Here is a 14,920-nt window from a genome sequence, read left to right on the forward strand (position 1 = left end):
TTCGTCAGAGATCTTGCAGGTAGGGGTTGGTGGTGCGCTCCTGGCGCATCGTGGTGGCCGGGCCGTGGCCGGGCAGCACCAGCGTGGGGTCGGGCAGCGGCAGCACCACGTCGCGCAGCGACCGCTGCATCGCGGCATGGTCGCCGCCGGGCAGGTCGGTGCGGCCGATCGACCCGGCGAACAGCACGTCGCCGCTCAGCACGGTCGAGGTCACCTCGGCCTGGTCCTCGACGCCGTCGGGCACCTGATCGAGCCCGAACAGCACCGAGCCCTCCGTGTGGCCGGGGGCGTGCTGCACCGACAGCGTGAGCCCGGCCAGGTCGAGCGTGGTGCCGTCGCTGATCTCGCGCACGTCGCTCGGCTCGGTCCAGGTCGCGGCGCGGCCGAACTGCTGCTCGAACATGCCGAGCAGCGCCGGGTCCAGCGACGCGAGCGGGTCGCGCAGCCGGTGTCGGTCGTCGGCGTGGATGTACGCCCCCAGCTGGCCCCCGCACACGGGCGTCACCGAGTAGACGTGGTCGATGTGACCGTGCGTCAGCAGCACGGCGGCGGGCTTGAGCCGCAGCTCGGTGAGCACCTCGCGCAGCTGCTCCTCGATGCCGATGCCGGGGTCGACGACCAGGCACTCCTCACCGCGGCCGGTGGCCAGCACGTAGCAGTTCGTCCCGAACGCGGCGGCGGGGAAGGCGGCGGTCAGCACACGGGCAGCCTACGGGGCGGCGGGTCACCGACTGTCATCACCTCGTGACCACAACCCGGGTGACACCGGCGTGCCGGTCCTTAGACTGACCAGCACCCCGGTCGTCTCACCGTCAGGAGCTGCTGCGTGCTGCCCCGAAAGCGTCCGCACCGCGCGGCGTCCCTCGCTGCCCTCGTGCTGCTCGCCGTGACCGGGTGCGCCACCGGCGACGCGCCGCAGAGCACCGACTCGGCCTCGTCCCCCGCTTCGCCGGCGGCCACGGCGCCGGGCAGCGCGGTGTCGTGCCAGGATCCGCCGGCCACGCCGTCGTCGGCGCGCAGCTTCGACCAGGTCCCCTCGGCCGACGCGGCCCGCGGCAAGACGTTCACCGCGACGATCCGCACGAGCTGCGGCGACCTGGTGCTCGAGCTCGACGGGGCCAAGGCGCCGCAGACGGTCGCCTCGTTCATGCACCTGGCCCGCGCGGGCTACTGGAAGGACAGCCCCTGCCACCGGCTGACCGCGGGCGGCGGCTCGCTGTCGGTGCTGCAGTGCGGCGACCCGACCGGCACGGGCACCGGCAACCCGGGTTACGGCTTCGGCATCGAGAACGCCCCGTCCGACGGGTCCTACCCCGCCGGCACGGTCGCGATGGCCCGCAGCAACGACCCCAACAGCAACGGCGGACAGTTCTTCCTGACCTACGCCGACAGCACCATCCCCCCTGAGTACGGCGGCTACACGATCTTCGGCAAGGTCGTCGAGGGGATGCCGGTGCTGCGCAGCATCGCGCAGCAGGGCACCTCCTCCGGTGAGCCGGACGGCGCCCCCAAGCAGCCGGTGAGCATCCTGACGGTGACCGTCACTGAGAAGAAGGCCTGAGCACGATGTCAGACCCCACCACGCCCGACGAGCAGCCCACGACCCCCGAGTCGCCGACGCCCGCGGACGCCCCCCAGCCCAGCGAGCCGGCCACGGCGCCGGAGGCAGCCCAGCCGAGCGAGCCGGCCACGCCGGCGGAGGCAGCCCAGCCGAGCGAGCCGGCCACGGCGCCGGAGGCACCCGAGGCGAGCAGCGCACCCGAGGCGGGCGCGGCTCCCAAGCCCGGCCCGGTGCCGAGCCCGGCCTCCATCCACCCGGCACCGCGCCCGCCGGCCGGCCCCGCGGCCTCCGCTGCCGCCTCTGCGGCGGCCGAGGCGACGCCGGCCCCGGCGGCACCTGCCCCGAGCAGCAGCGACGCCTCCTCCTTCGGGCGGGTGGCCGACGACGGCACCGTCTTCGTGCGCACCCCCGACGGCGAGCGCGAGGTCGGCTCCTACCCGGGCTCGACCCCCGAGGAGGCGCTGGCGTACTTCGCCCGCAAGTACGACGAGCTGTTCGCCAGTGCCTCGCTGCTGCTGCAGCGGGTGACCCAGACCGACCTGAGCACGCACGACGGGCAGGAGTCGCTGAAGGCGCTGCGCGCCCAGGTGGGCGACGCCCACGTCGTCGGCGACCTGGCCCGGCTGGACGCCACGGTGGAGCAGATCTCCACCGCGCTGCGCGCCAAGAGCCAGGTCGAGGGCGAGCAGCGGGCCGCCGCACGCCAGGCCGCGCTGGCCAAGCGCGAGACCGTCGTGGCCGAGGCCGAGAAGATCGCCGCCCAGCCGGTCGAGAAGGTGCAGTGGAAGCAGAGCACCGGCCGCATGCGTGAGCTGCTCGACGAGTGGAAGGCGCTGCAGCGGGGCGAGGCCCGGCTGGACAAGACCACCGAGAACGCCCTGTGGCAGCGCTTCTCCGCGGCGCGCAACGGGTTCGACAAGACGCGCCGGGCGCACTTCGCCCAGCTCGACGAGCAGCACGCCTCCGCCAAGGCCGAGAAGCAGCGGCTGGTGGCCGAGGCCGAGAAGCTCGCGACGAGCAAGGACTGGGGACCGACCGCGTCGGCGTTCAAGCGGCTCATGGGCGAGTGGCGCCAGGCCGGTCGCGCCTCGCGCGCCGACGACGACGCGCTGTGGCAGAAGTTCAAGACCGCCCAGGACACCTTCTTCCACGCCAAGGACGAGGTGGTGGCCGCCGAGAACGTCGAGTTCGAGGCCAACCTCAAGGTCAAGGAGGGTCTGCTCACCGAGGCCCAGGCGCTGCTGCCGGTCAAGGACCTCGCGGCCACCAAGTCCAAGCTGCGCACCATCCAGGACAAGTGGGACGCCGCCGGCAAGGTGCCGCGCAAGGACATGGACCGCATCGAGCGGGCCATGCGCAAGGTCGAGCAGACCGTGCGCGACGCCGAGCAGACCCGCTGGAAGAAGACCGACCCCGAGCTGGAGGCCCGCGCCCGCTCGATGGTCGACCAGCTGGAGTCGGCCGTCGCCGGGCTCAAGGACGACCTGGCCAAGGCCGAGTCCGGTGGCGACGAGCGCAAGATCCGTGAGGCCCGCGAGGCCCTGCAGGCGCGCGAGGCCTGGTTGCAGCAGGCCCGCGGCGGCCTCAGCGAGTTCCGGTGAGCGCCGCCACCAGCGGCTCGGGCGCGCTGGCCTTCACGGTCGACGAGGTGGCCGACGGGCTGTGCGCGTACGTCGACGCGAGCCCCTCCCCGTTCCACGCGGTCGAGACGACCGCGGCGATGCTCGAGGAGGCCGGCTTCGTCCGCCTCGAGGAGACCGAGCCGTGGCCGCAGGAGAAGGGCCGCTTCTGCACCGTGCGCGGCGGTTCCCTCGTGGCCTGGTCGACCGAGCACGCGGCCGGCGCGGACAGCCCGATGCGGGTGGTCGGCGCGCACACCGACTCCCCCAACCTGCGCATCAAGCCGCGGCCCGACCTGGCGCGGGCCGGGTGGCAGCTGCTGGGCGTCGAGGTCTACGGCGGGGCGCTGGTCAACTCCTGGCTCGACCGCGACCTGGGCCTGTCCGGCCGGGTGACGGTGCGCTCGGGTGACGCGCTCGAGCCGCGCCTGCTGCGCGTCGACGAGCCGATCCTGCGCGTCTCGCAGCTGGCCATCCACCTCGACCGCGCCATCAACGACGAGGGGCTGCGGCTCAACAGGCAGCAGCACCTCGCGCCCCACTGGGGGCTCGGCGACGCGCCCGGCGACTTCCAGACGTACGTCGCCGAGCAGCTGGACGTCTCGCGCGACGACGTCCTGGGCTGGGACCTGATGACCCACGACCTGACCCCGGCGCGACGCATCGGCCGGGAGCGCGAGCTGGTCGCCGCCGCACGGCTGGACAACCTCGCCACGAGCCACGCCGGCACCCGCGCGCTGGTCGCGGCCGTCGAGCAGGCGCCGGTCGAGCCCACCACCCAGGTGCTGGTGCTGTTCGACCACGAGGAGGTCGGCAGCATGAGCGAGCGGGGGGCGTTCTCGCAGCTGTTCCCGACGGTCGTCGAGCGCATCGTCGGTCAGCTGGGCGGCGGACGCGACGAGCTGCACCGGGCGCTCGCGGCAACGGTGATCGCCAGCGGCGACATGGCCCACGCCACCCACCCCAACTACGCCGACCGGCACGAGCCGCAGCACACCATCGCCATGAACGGCGGGCCGGTGCTGAAGATCAACACCAACCTGCGCTACGCCACCGACTCCCTCGGCGCCGCCGCGTTCCGCGCCGCCGGCGACCAGGCGGGCGTGCCCGTGCAGGAGTTCGTCACCCGCTCCGACCTGCCCTGCGGCAGCACCGTCGGCCCGATGACCGCGGCGTCGACGGGCGCCACGACCGTCGACTTCGGCGCCCCCACGCTGTCCATGCACTCGACGCGCGAGCTCGCGGGCGCGCCCGACCAGGCGATGTACGCCGCCTGCCTGGCCGCGTTCCTGTCGCCGGCCGTGCCGCTGCGCAGGGTGCCGGCGTGAGCGGGCCGGCGCGGATCAGCCGCTTCCCCGTGCCGGAGGTCGCCGACCTGCCGGAGGACCTGCGCGAGCGGATCCTCGCCGTGCAGGAGAAGTCCGGCTTCGTGCCCAACGTGTTCCTGGCGCTGGCGCACCGACCGGCGCAGCTGCGGCTGTTCATGGACTACCACGACGAGCTCATGAACGCCGACGAGCCGCTCACCAAGGCCGAGCGCGAGATGATCGTGGTCGCCACCAGCGCCGAGCGCGACTGCCTCTACTGCGTCGTGGCGCACGGAGCGATCCTGCGGATCCGGGCCAAGGACCCGCTGGTCGCCGACTACCTCGCGACGAGCTACCGCCAGGCCGACCTCACCGACAGGCAGCGGGCGATGCTGGACTACTGCGTGCTGCTGTCGGTCCGGCCCGAGGACGTCGACGACGCCGACCACGACGCGCTGCGCGCCGCCGGCTGGAGCGACGACGCCGTCTGGGACATGAGCGCGATCACGGCGTTCTTCTCGATGTCCAACCGCCTCGCCCACGCCTTCGGGATCATGCCCAACCCGGAGTTCCACCTGATGGGTCGAGTCCCGAGGGACTGACGCCCTCCCCGCCGCGGCGTCCGCCGAAAACCGGTGCGCCGCAACGAGATCAGACGCCCGTGATGCGGTGGACGTCGAAGACCCCGTCCACCCGGCGTACGGCCTTCATCACGTGGTCGAGGTGGCTCGGGTCGCCCATCTCGAAGGTGAACTTCGAGATCGCCACGCGGTCGCGGCTGGTGCTCACGCTGGCCGACAGGATGTTGACGTGCTGCTCGGACAGCACCTTGGTGACGTCGGTGAGCAGGCCGTTGCGGTCCAGCGCCTCGACCTGCAGCTGCACCAGGAACACGCTGTCGGCCGACGGCGCCCACGCGACCTCGATGAGCCGCTCGGGCTGGGACAGCAGCTGCGCGGCGTTGGTGCAGTCGCGCCGGTGCACCGAGACGCCCTTGCCGGTGGTGACGAAGCCGATGATGTCGTCGCCCGGCACCGGGGTGCAGCAGCGGGCGAGCTTGATCCACACGTCGTCGGTGCCGACGACGGTGACGCCGGGGTCGCCGGCGCGGCTGCGGCGCATGGCGCCGGGCGTGGCGATGGCGGCCTCGGCCAGGTCCTCGGTGGCGCCGTCCTCTCCGCCGAGGTTGGCGACCAGCTGCTTGACCACGTGCTCGGGCGAGACGTGGTTGTCGCCCACGGCGGCGTACAGCGCGTCGATGTCGGTGTAGCGCAGCTGGGTCGCGACGTGGGTGAGCATGTCGTGCGACATGAGCCGCTGGATGCCGAGGCCCTGCTTGCGGATCGTCTTGGCCAGGTGGTCCTTGCCGGACTCGATGGCCTCCTCGCGGCGCTCCTTGGAGAACCACTGCTTGATCTTGCTGCGCGCCCGCGGGCTCTTGACGAACGTCAGCCAGTCGCGGCTCGGCCCGGCGCCGTCGGCCTTGGAGGTGAGCACCTCGACGACGTCACCGTTGTCGAGCTGGCTCTCCAGCGGCACGAGCCGGCCGTTGACCCGGGCGCCGATGCAGTGGTGGCCCACCTCGGTGTGCACGGCGTATGCGAAGTCCACCGGCGTCGAGCCCGCGGGCAGCGGCATGACCTCGCCCTTGGGCGTGAAGACGTAGACCTCGCGGCTGCCGACGTCGAACCGCAGCGACTCCAGGAACTCCCCCGGGTCGGCCGTCTCGCGCTGCCACTCCAGCAGCTGGCGCAGCCAGGCCATGTCGTTGATCGGGCCGGTGTCGGTCTTGCCACCGCCGGCGGGCTCGAGCGCCTTGGCGTCGTCCTTGTACTTCCAGTGCGCGGCGACGCCGTATTCGGCGCGGCGGTGCATCTGGTGGGTGCGGATCTGGATCTCGACCGGCTTGCCCTCGGGCCCGATGACCGTGGTGTGCAAGGACTGGTACATGTTGAACTTCGGCATCGCGATGTAGTCCTTGAACCGCCCGGGGATCGGGCTCCATCGCGCATGGATCGTGCCGAGCACGGCGTAGCAGTCGCGCACCGACTCCACCAGGACGCGCATCGCGACGAGGTCGTAGATGTCCTCGAAGTCGCGGCCGCGCACGATCATCTTCTGGTAGACGCTGTAGTAGTGCTTGGGTCGGCCGGTGACGGTGCCCTTGATCTTGGCGGCCCGCAGGTCGGCGGTTACCTGCTCGCGCACGCCGCGCAGGTATTCCTCGCGGGCGGGGGCGCGGTCGGCCACCAGGCGCACGATCTCGTCGTAGACCTTGGGGTAGAGCGTCGCGAACGACAGGTCCTCCAGCTCCCACTTGATGGTGTTCATGCCGAGCCGGTGCGCCAGCGGGGCGTAGATCTCCAGGGTCTCGGTGGCCTTGCGCTGGGCCGACGCCGCCGACACGTAGCGCCAGGTGCGGGCGTTGTGCAGCCGGTCGGCGAGCTTGATGACCAGCACCCGGATGTCCTTGGCCATCGCGATGACCATCTTGCGCACGGTCTCGGACTGGGCGGCCTCGCCGTACTTGACCTTGTCGAGCTTGGTGACGCCGTCGACGAGCATCGCGATCTCGTCGCCGAACTCGGCGCGCAGCTGCTCCAGGGAGTACTCGGTGTCCTCGACCGTGTCGTGCAGCAGCGCGGCCGCGAGGGTGGGCGGGGTCATGCCCAGCTCGGCGAGGATCGTGGCGACGGCCAGCGGGTGGGTGATGTAGGGGTCGCCGCTCTTGCGCATCTGGCCGGCGTGCGCCCGCTCGGCGACGTCGTACGCCCGCTCGATCACTCCGAGGTCGGCGCGCGGGTGGGTGGTGCGCACCGTGCGCAGCAGCGGCTCCAGGACCCGGTGGCCGGTCGGCTTGGGCCCGCCGAAGCGCACCAGACGCGCGCGCACGCGGGACGCCGCGTGCCCGGTCTGCCGTGCCTCCTCAGCCATGCACGGAGTCTAGTGCTGGCCGGTCAGGCTCTCGGACGCGCGTGCGCTCACACGCCGGCGACGGCGTGGGTGGGGAGCCCGTCGAGCCTGGCCCGCCCGTCGAGGGCGGTCAGCTCCAGCAGCGCCTCGAACCCGACGACCTGCGCCCCGGCCCGACGCAGCAGCGCGGCCGCGGCCCGGGCGGTGCCGCCGGTGGCGAGCACGTCGTCGATCAGCAGCACCCGCGGGCCGTCGGTGAACGGCTCGGGGTGCACCTCGATCGTGGCGGTGCCGTACTCCAGCTCGTAGGTCTCCGCCAGCGTGGGGCCGGGCAGCTTGCCGGCCTTGCGCACCGGCACGAACCCGGCGTCGAGCCCGAGCGCGACCGGGGCGCCGACGACGAAGCCGCGCGCCTCGATGCCGCAGACCAGGTCGACGCTGCCGCGCCGGCGCTGCACGACGTCGGCGATCACGGCGCGGAACGCCTCGTGGTCGGCGTACAGCGGGCTGAGGTCCTTGAACTGGATCCCCGGCTTCGGGAAGTCGGCGACGTCGGTGGTGTGCGCCAGCACCGTCTGGGCGGCCGAGGCGGTGCTCATCGGTCGCGGTCGACGCGGGCCATCGGGTGCACGTCGCGCTTCTTGGTGCGGGTGGCCCGGGCCGCCGCGGCGGCGGCGGCGCGCTCCGGCTCGACGACGCCGGAGGCGCTCTCCCCCGGCGTGGCCCGCGGCGTGTCGGCCTCGGCCATGGCCGCGCGCTGCGACAGCTGGTACGTCCGCGCCCGCTTCGCGAGCTCGCGCATCGCCGGCTCGCCCCGGCGCAGGTCGGTCAGCAGCGGGGTCGCGATGAAGATCGAGGAGAACGTGCCGACCGCGATGCCGATGAACAGCACGATCGCGAGGTCGAGCAGGGTGCCCGGTCCGATGAGGGTGAACCCGAAGGCCACGACGACCGCGATCGGCAGCAGCGCCACGATCGAGGTGTTGATCGAGCGCACCAGCGTCTGGTTGATGGCGTAGTTGGCCGCCTGGTCGAAGTTGCGCTGCCCGGTGGCCTGCGCCTCGTGGACGTTCTCGCGCACCTTGTCGAACACGACGACCGTGTCGTAGATCGAGTAGCCGAGGATCGTCAGGAAGCCGATCATCGTGGCCGGGCTGACCTCGAAGCCGGTGAGGGCGTAGATGCCGACGGTGAGGAAGACGTCGTGCAGCAGCGCGACGAGCGCGGCCAGCGCCATCTTCCAGGTGCGGAAGTACAGCGCCAGCACCACGCTCAGCAGCGCGAGGAACCAGATGAGCGCCTTGATCGCCTGGCGGGTGACGGTCTCGCCCCACGAGGGGCCGATGAACGTCGAGGTGACGTTGCGCTCGGAGACGCCGAACTCCTCGGCCAGCGCGGCGCGGGTGCTGGCCGTCGCGGCGGGCGAGCCGTCGCCGAGCCGCTCGGTCTGCACCCGGACCTCGTTGTCGCCGATCTGGGTGACGATGACGCTGCTGTCGCTGCCGGTGACCTCGCGCACGACGTCCTTGGCGCGGGTGTCGTAGTTCGCCATCGACGTCACGCCGGGCACACGCACCTCGGAGCCGCCGCGGAACTCCAGCGAGAAGTTGAGCCCCTTGCCGAAGACGCCGACGGCGGCGACGACCAGCAGGACGACGCTCGCGATGTACCAGACCTTGCGCTTGCCGACGAAGTCGATCTGGCGCTTGCCGGTGTAGAGGTCGTTGCCGAACTGGGCGAAGCTGGCCATCAGACGGTCCCTTCCTGGGCTGCTCGCCGGTCGGCGATGGTCACCCGGCCGCGCCCGGCGTACGTCACGCCGCGGGCCCCGAGCCGGTCGGGGTCGAGCCCGGAGAGCCGGTGACCCTGCCCGAAGAACTTGGTGCGGGCCAGCAGCGTGAGCATCGGGTGGGTGAACAGCATGACGACGATCAGGTCGATCACCGTGCTGAGGCCCAGGGTGAAGGCGAACGCCTTCACGTTGGACTCCGACAGCAGGTAGAGGATCGTCGCGGCCATGAAGTTCACGACGTCGGAGATGATGATGGTGCGCCGCGCACGGCCCCACCCGGTCTCGACGGCGGCGCGCAACGGGCGGCCCGATCTGACCTCGTCGCGCACGCGTTCGAAGTAGACGATGAAGCTGTCGGCGGTGACACCGATGGCGACGATCAGACCCGTCACACCGGCCATGGTGAGCCGGAAGTTCGCGGCGTAGCCGAGCAGCGTCACGGCCAGGTAGGTCAGCAGACCCGCGATCGCCAGCGAGGCGACGGTCACCAGGCCGAGCGCGCGGTACTGGAAGAGGGAGTAGACGACGACCAGCGCCAGACCGATCGCACCGGCGATCAGCCCCTTGGTCAGCTGGTCGCGACCGAGCTGCGGGCTGATCTGGTCGTTGGTGAGCTCCTCGAAGGAGAACGGCAGCGCACCGAACTTCAGCTGGTCGGCCAGCGTCTTGCCGCTCTCGGCGGTGAACTGGCCGGTGATGCGGGCCTCGCCGGTGGTGATCGCCTCGGTGGTGCCGAGCGCCTCGAGCACCTGGCCGTCGACGATGATCGCCGACTGGTTCTGCGGGGTGCCGTTCTGGAAGCCGGCGAGCCGGCGGGTCATGTTGCCGAAGGCGGTCTTGCCCTGCTCGTCGAACGTCAGGTTGATCTGGGTGCCGCCGGTCTGGACGCCCTGCTGGTTGGTCTCCGGGCCGGAGGTCGCGTCGCTGACCATCGAGCCGTTGACCTCGGTCGGCCCCATCAGGAACTTGGTGGTCCCCTCCTGGTCGCACATGACGACCGGCTGCTTGGGGTCGGCGACCGCCGCGAGCTGGCGGTGCTCCTGGTTGGAGCAGTCGTACGCCGCGAGCAGCTCGGCGTAGGTCGCGCCGCGCTCGACGACACCGGCGGAGACCCAGGCCTGGGAGACCGGGCGCTGCGCCCACTGGGTGTCGCTCGGGCTGGACGGGCCGGCCGGCCGGCTCGGCGACGGAGAGGGTGCGGGCGTGCTGGGGGCCGGGGTGCTCGCGCGCGGGCTGGCGGGGGTCGTGGCCGGCGCGGACGAGGCGGGCGCGCTGCTGGGCGCGCTCGGGCTCGGCGTGCTGGTTTCGTCGGCCGCGGGGAACGCCTGCGGGTAGGCGCCGTTGGCACCGGTCGCGCTCGGGGTGGGCGACGACGCGGGGGCCGAGGGGCGCGGGGTGCTGGTGGCGGGCGCGCTGGTGTTGGGCGCGACCGAGGCACCGCCGGACGTCGGGCTCGCCGACGGGTTCGCGCCGGCCGACGGGCTGGCGCTGGGCGACGGGGCCGCGGGAGCCGGGGTGGGCGGCTGCGGCAGGGTGATCTGCGGCGGCTGGTTGGGCTGGCTTTGGATGACCGCGCGGAACGACAGCTGCGAGGAGCGGGCCAGCGAGCTCAGCATCTCTTCGCTGGGCTCACCCGGGATGGACACCACGATGTTGCGCTCACCGAGGGTGGTGACCTCGGCCTCGGCCACACCGCTGCCGTCGACGCGCTGGCGGATGATGTTGACGGCCTGCTGCACCTGTGGCGCGGAGATCTCGGCCGACTCCCCCACGACCGGCTCGAGCACGATCTGGCGGCCGCCCTCGAGGTCCAGACCCAGCTTGGGGGTCCACTGACCCTCGGGGTTGCCCCAGACGGTGGAGGCGGCGATGCCGCCGAGGAGCGCCACGACCAGCGCGAGCAGCAGGGCGAGGGTGCCCTTGGGCCGCTGCTGCTTGCGGGTCTGGCGGCGGTTGCGGGTGGGAGAGCTCATCGTCAGCCTTCACGCCCGTCGACGTCGCGGCGAGGGTCGGCAGGACGGTCGGTCGGCTGCCCGGGGGTCTGGTCCGGGTGCTGCTGGGGCGCCTGGCCGGGGGTCTGGTCGACCTGCCCGGGCGCCTGCTCGGCCTCCCGGTCCGCCGGTCGGTCGGCCGTCGCCTGGACCACGCTCGAGGGGACCACGGCACGCCGGTCGAACCGCAGACGTACGCCCGGGGCGGCCTCGATCTCGGCGGTGTCGTCGTCGAGGCCGACGAGCGTGCCGAGCAGGCCCGAGGTGGTCGCGACGTCCTGGCCGACCCGCAGCTCGGCCTGCGCCTGCTGGAACTGCTTGGCGCGGCGCCGCTGCGACCAGATCAGGAAGCCGAAGAGCAGCAGGGGCAGGAGCAGCAGCAGGACGCCACCGAAGGCGTTGCTGTTCTGCTCGCTGGCGGTGGCCAGTGACGGCATACGAGTCATTCCTCTGGTTTCGGTGGACGACCACGGCAAGGCCGCTGAGGTGGACCGGGGCCGCGGTGCCCGGAACCAACGGCAGAGTCTAGGTGAGCGACCCCGGTGCCCCAACCCGGGGCGACCGGGACGCCTCCCGCCCTCAGGGTGAGAAGCGTCCTTCCTGCTCGAACGGAAGCGGAGCCGTGGTGGTTCCGGCGGAGTCGGGCGGGGTCAGGCCGAGGTGCTGCCAGGCCAGCGGGGCCGCGGCCCGGCCGCGCGGGGTGCGGATCAGGTAGCCCTCGCGCACGAGGTAGGGCTCGCTCACCGTCTCGACGGTGTCGGGCTCCTCGCCCACCGCGACCGCCAGCGTGGACAGGCCCACCGGTCCCCCGCCGAAGCGTCGGCACAGGGCCTCGAGCACGGCCCGGTCGAGGCGGTCCAGGCCGCGGTCGTCGACGTCGAACAGCTCGAGGGCGGCGCGGGCCGACGGCAGGTCGACGACGGCCGAGCCGTGCACCTGGGCGTAGTCGCGCACCCGGCGCAGCAGCCGGTTGGCGATGCGGGGGGTGCCCCGGGAGCGGCCCGCCACCTCGCGGATGCCCTCGGGGGTCGCCTCGACCCCGAGCAGCCCGGCGCTGCGGGTGAGGATGGCCGAGAGATCGTCGGCGGAGTAGTAGTCGAGGTGGCCGGTGAACCCGAACCGGTCGCGCAGCGGGGCCGGCAGCAGCCCCGCGCGGGTCGTGGCTCCCACCACCGTGAACGGCGGCAGCTCCAGCGGGATCGCGGTGGCGCCCGGACCCTTGCCGACGATCACGTCGACGCGGAAGTCCTCCATCGCGAGGTAGAGCATCTCCTCGGCGGGCCGGGCCATCCGGTGGATCTCGTCGAGGAAGAGCACCTCGCCCTCGGCGAGCGAGGACAGGATCGCCGCGAGGTCGCCGGCGTGCTGGATCGCCGGGCCGCTGGTGATCCGGATCGGCTGCTCCAGCTCGGCGGCGACGATCATCGCCAGCGACGTCTTGCCGAGGCCGGGCGGGCCGGACAGCAAGATGTGGTCGGGCGGCGCCCCGCGGCGGCGGGCGGCCTCGAGCACGAGCGCGAGCTGGTCGCTGACCCGCGGCTGACCCGGGAACTCGGCGAGCCGCCGCGGACGCAGCGCCGCCTCGATGCGCCGCTCCTCGGCGTCGCCGCCCGGGTCGACGATCCGGGCCGAGGCGTCGTAGGAGTCGTCGGCGTACGGGTCGTGCCCGTGGGAGTCGTCGGAGTGGTGGCCCTGCTGGCTCATCGGCCGAGCTCCCGCAGGGCCAGGCGCAGCAGCTGCGAGACGTCGGTGCTGGCGGGTTCGGCCGCGGTGACCCGCTCGACGGCGTCGTCGGCCTGCTTGGCGCTCCACCCGAGCCCGACCAGCGCCTCGCTGACCTGCTGCAGGTGCTGGTCGGCCGGGGCTGCGGGCGCGGTGGACGAGCCGCCCGGGCCGGCGGCGACGCCGACCTTGTCGCGCAGCTCGAGCACGATCCGCTCGGCGCTCTTCTTGCCGATGCCGGGGATCTTGGTGAGCGCCACGAGGTCGCCGTCGCCGATCGCCGCGCGCAGCGCGTCGGGGTCGTGGACCGACAGCATGGCCAGCGCCAGCCGCGGCCCCACGCCGGAGACGGTCTGCACCTGCTCGAACAGGTCGCGCTCGGAGGAGTCGCTGAAGCCGTAGAGGGTGAGCGACTCCTCACGCACCACCAGCGAGGTGGCGAGCGTGGCCTCCTGGCCGGGTCGGTTCGCGGCCGCCACGGCGGGCGTGGTGTGGACGAGCATGCCGACGCCGCCGACCTCGACGACCAGGTGGTCGAGCCCGGTGGTGAGCGTGGTGCCGCGCAACGAGGCGATCATCGGCGCGCTCCCGCCCGCGCCTGCTGGGCCGCCACGGCCTGGGCGATGCGGTCGTGGGCGCCGCCGCGCCACACGTGACAGATCGCGAGGGCCAGCGCGTCGGCGGCGTCGGCCGGGCGCGGGGCGACCTGCAGGCGCAGGATGCGGGTGACCATCGAGGTGACCTGGGCCTTGTCGGCGCGACCGTTGCCGGTGACGGCCGCCTTGACCTCGGACGGGGTGTGCAGCGCGAGCGGCAGCCCGCGGCGGGCGGCCGCGAGCATCGGGACGGCGGAGGCCTGCGCGGTGCCCATGATCCCCTTGATGTTGGCCTTGGCGAAGACCCGCTCGACGGCCACGGCGTCGGGCTCGTGCGCGTGCATCCAGTCGTCGATCTCGGTCTGCAGGCTGAGCAGCCGCTCGGCCGGGTCGTCGCCCGGCGGCGTGCGCACGACCCCCACCGCGACCATCCGCAGCGGTTGTCCGATGCCCCCCTCGACGACCCCGAGACCGCAGCGGGTCAGTCCGGGGTCGACTCCGAGCACTCGCACCAGGCTGCTCCGTTCGATCGCGCGGCCGCGCCGACGTACGCCCTGCCGACCCGGGCCGAACAGGTGTTCGGCGGCTCCGACCCTAACCGCGCTCACCCGCGCGGCCGGGGAGGCTGCCGGGCGAGTCGGTCAGTCCTCGGCGCCGAGCTGCACGAGGACGTCGTCGGGGACGTCGCCGTTGGCGAAAACGTTCTGCACGTCGTCGCTGTCCTCGAGCGCCTCGATGATCCGGAACATCTTCTTGGCGCCGTCCTTGTCGAGCGGGACCTCGACGTTGGGCAGCCACGACGCCTCGGCGGAGTCGTAGTCCAGACCCGCGCCCTGCAGCGACTCGCGCACCGCGACGACGTCGCCGGCCTCGGAGACGACCTCGAAGGACTCGCCGAGGTCGTTGACCTCCTCGGCGCCGGCGTCGAGGACCACCTCGAGCAGGTCGTCCTCGGTGGTCTCGCCCTTGCCGTCCTGCTGCTTGGGCACGATGACGACGCCCTTGCGGTTGAAGATGTAGGCGACCGAGCCGGACTCGGCCATGCTGCCGCCGTTCTTGTTCAGCGCGGTGCGCACCTCGGCGACGGCCCGGTTCTTGTTGTCGGTCAGCACCTCGATGAGCAGCGCCACCCCGCCCGGGGCGTAGCCCTCGTAGGTCAGCGCCTGGTAGTCGGCGCCGCCGGCCTCGGCACCCGAGCCGCGCTTGACCGCGCGGTCGATGTTGTCGTTGGGGACCGAGGACTTCTTGGCCTTCTGGATCGCGTCGAAGAGCGTGGGGTTGCCGGTGGGGTCGCCACCGCCCTGCCGCGCCGCCACCTCGATGTTCTTGATGAGCTTGGCGAACAGCTTGCCGCGCTTGGCGTCGATCGCAGCCTTCTTGTGCTTGGTCGTCGCCCACTTGGAGTGACCGCTCATGTCT

At 72.6% G+C, this 14,920-nt stretch carries 14 protein-coding genes; 4 read left to right on the top strand and 10 right to left on the bottom strand.

Going from position 1 to position 14,920, the window contains the following annotated elements; translation table 11 throughout:
- Positions 1-4: 4 nt before the first annotated feature.
- Positions 5-700 (bottom strand): MBL fold metallo-hydrolase, encoded by a 696-nt coding sequence (locus tag FB554_RS06490; RefSeq protein WP_142005226.1) that lies wholly within the window; start codon positions 698-700, stop codon positions 5-7.
- A 126-nt stretch (positions 701-826) separates the two neighbouring features.
- Here FB554_RS06490 and FB554_RS06495 point away from each other — a divergent pair, with 126 nt between their 5' ends.
- The 4 genes from FB554_RS06495 to FB554_RS06510 are packed head-to-tail and all read left to right on the top strand — an operon-like array spanning position 827 to position 5,089.
- On the top strand, positions 827-1,561 hold the full coding sequence (locus FB554_RS06495; RefSeq protein ID WP_170206797.1) for a peptidylprolyl isomerase: 735 nt from the start codon (positions 827-829) through the stop codon (positions 1,559-1,561).
- Between the two features lie 5 nt (positions 1,562-1,566).
- The gene (locus tag FB554_RS06500; protein WP_236022310.1) at positions 1,567-3,162 is read left to right on the top strand and encodes a DUF349 domain-containing protein; all 1,596 of its coding nucleotides are present in this window, start codon (positions 1,567-1,569) and stop codon (positions 3,160-3,162) included.
- The gene (locus tag FB554_RS06505; protein ID WP_142005227.1) at positions 3,159-4,508 is read left to right on the top strand and encodes a M18 family aminopeptidase; all 1,350 of its coding nucleotides are present in this window, start codon (positions 3,159-3,161) and stop codon (positions 4,506-4,508) included. The genes FB554_RS06500 and FB554_RS06505 overlap by 4 nt, the downstream gene beginning before the upstream one ends.
- A complete protein-coding gene (locus tag FB554_RS06510; RefSeq protein WP_142005228.1) occupies positions 4,505-5,089 on the top strand; it encodes a peroxidase-related enzyme in 585 nt (194 codons plus the stop codon). Before FB554_RS06505 ends, FB554_RS06510 begins: the two co-directional genes overlap by 4 nt.
- 49 nt (positions 5,090-5,138) lie before the next feature.
- On the opposite strand, the gene FB554_RS06515 is transcribed toward FB554_RS06510, so the two are convergent.
- The 9 genes from FB554_RS06515 to FB554_RS06555 all read right to left on the bottom strand — a co-directional run bounded on the left by FB554_RS06515 (position 5,139) and on the right by FB554_RS06555 (position 14,916).
- On the bottom strand, positions 5,139-7,421 hold the full coding sequence (locus FB554_RS06515) for a RelA/SpoT family protein (RefSeq protein WP_142005229.1): 2,283 nt from the start codon (positions 7,419-7,421) through the stop codon (positions 5,139-5,141).
- Between the two features lie 47 nt (positions 7,422-7,468).
- On the bottom strand, positions 7,469-7,999 hold the full coding sequence (locus tag FB554_RS06520; RefSeq protein ID WP_142005230.1) for an adenine phosphoribosyltransferase: 531 nt from the start codon (positions 7,997-7,999) through the stop codon (positions 7,469-7,471).
- Positions 7,996-9,150, bottom strand: coding sequence for a protein translocase subunit SecF (gene secF / locus FB554_RS06525; RefSeq protein WP_142005231.1), 1,155 nt, complete (start codon positions 9,148-9,150; stop codon positions 7,996-7,998). Before secF ends, FB554_RS06520 begins: the two co-directional genes overlap by 4 nt.
- Entirely contained in the window at positions 9,150-11,165 is a 2,016-nt protein-coding gene (secD, locus tag FB554_RS06530) for a protein translocase subunit SecD (protein ID WP_142005232.1), read from the bottom strand. Before secD ends, secF begins: the two co-directional genes overlap by 1 nt.
- A gap of 2 nt (positions 11,166-11,167) precedes the next feature.
- Positions 11,168-11,620 (bottom strand): preprotein translocase subunit YajC, encoded by a 453-nt coding sequence (gene yajC, locus FB554_RS06535; protein WP_142005233.1) that lies wholly within the window; start codon positions 11,618-11,620, stop codon positions 11,168-11,170.
- A gap of 142 nt (positions 11,621-11,762) precedes the next feature.
- Positions 11,763-12,887, bottom strand: a complete 1,125-nt coding sequence (gene ruvB / locus FB554_RS06540) for a Holliday junction branch migration DNA helicase RuvB (protein WP_142005234.1) — start codon at positions 12,885-12,887, stop codon at positions 11,763-11,765.
- On the bottom strand, positions 12,884-13,483 hold the full coding sequence (ruvA, locus tag FB554_RS06545; RefSeq protein WP_142005235.1) for a Holliday junction branch migration protein RuvA: 600 nt from the start codon (positions 13,481-13,483) through the stop codon (positions 12,884-12,886). Before ruvA ends, ruvB begins: the two co-directional genes overlap by 4 nt.
- Positions 13,480-14,013, bottom strand: coding sequence for a crossover junction endodeoxyribonuclease RuvC (gene ruvC, locus FB554_RS06550; RefSeq protein WP_142005236.1), 534 nt, complete (start codon positions 14,011-14,013; stop codon positions 13,480-13,482). Before ruvC ends, ruvA begins: the two co-directional genes overlap by 4 nt.
- 129 nt (positions 14,014-14,142) lie before the next feature.
- Entirely contained in the window at positions 14,143-14,916 is a 774-nt protein-coding gene (locus FB554_RS06555) for a YebC/PmpR family DNA-binding transcriptional regulator (RefSeq protein WP_142005237.1), read from the bottom strand.
- Positions 14,917-14,920: the final 4 nt, after the last annotated feature.

Source organism: Barrientosiimonas humi (assembly GCF_006716095.1).
GTDB classification, from domain to species: Bacteria; Actinomycetota; Actinomycetes; order Actinomycetales; family Dermatophilaceae; genus Barrientosiimonas; species Barrientosiimonas humi.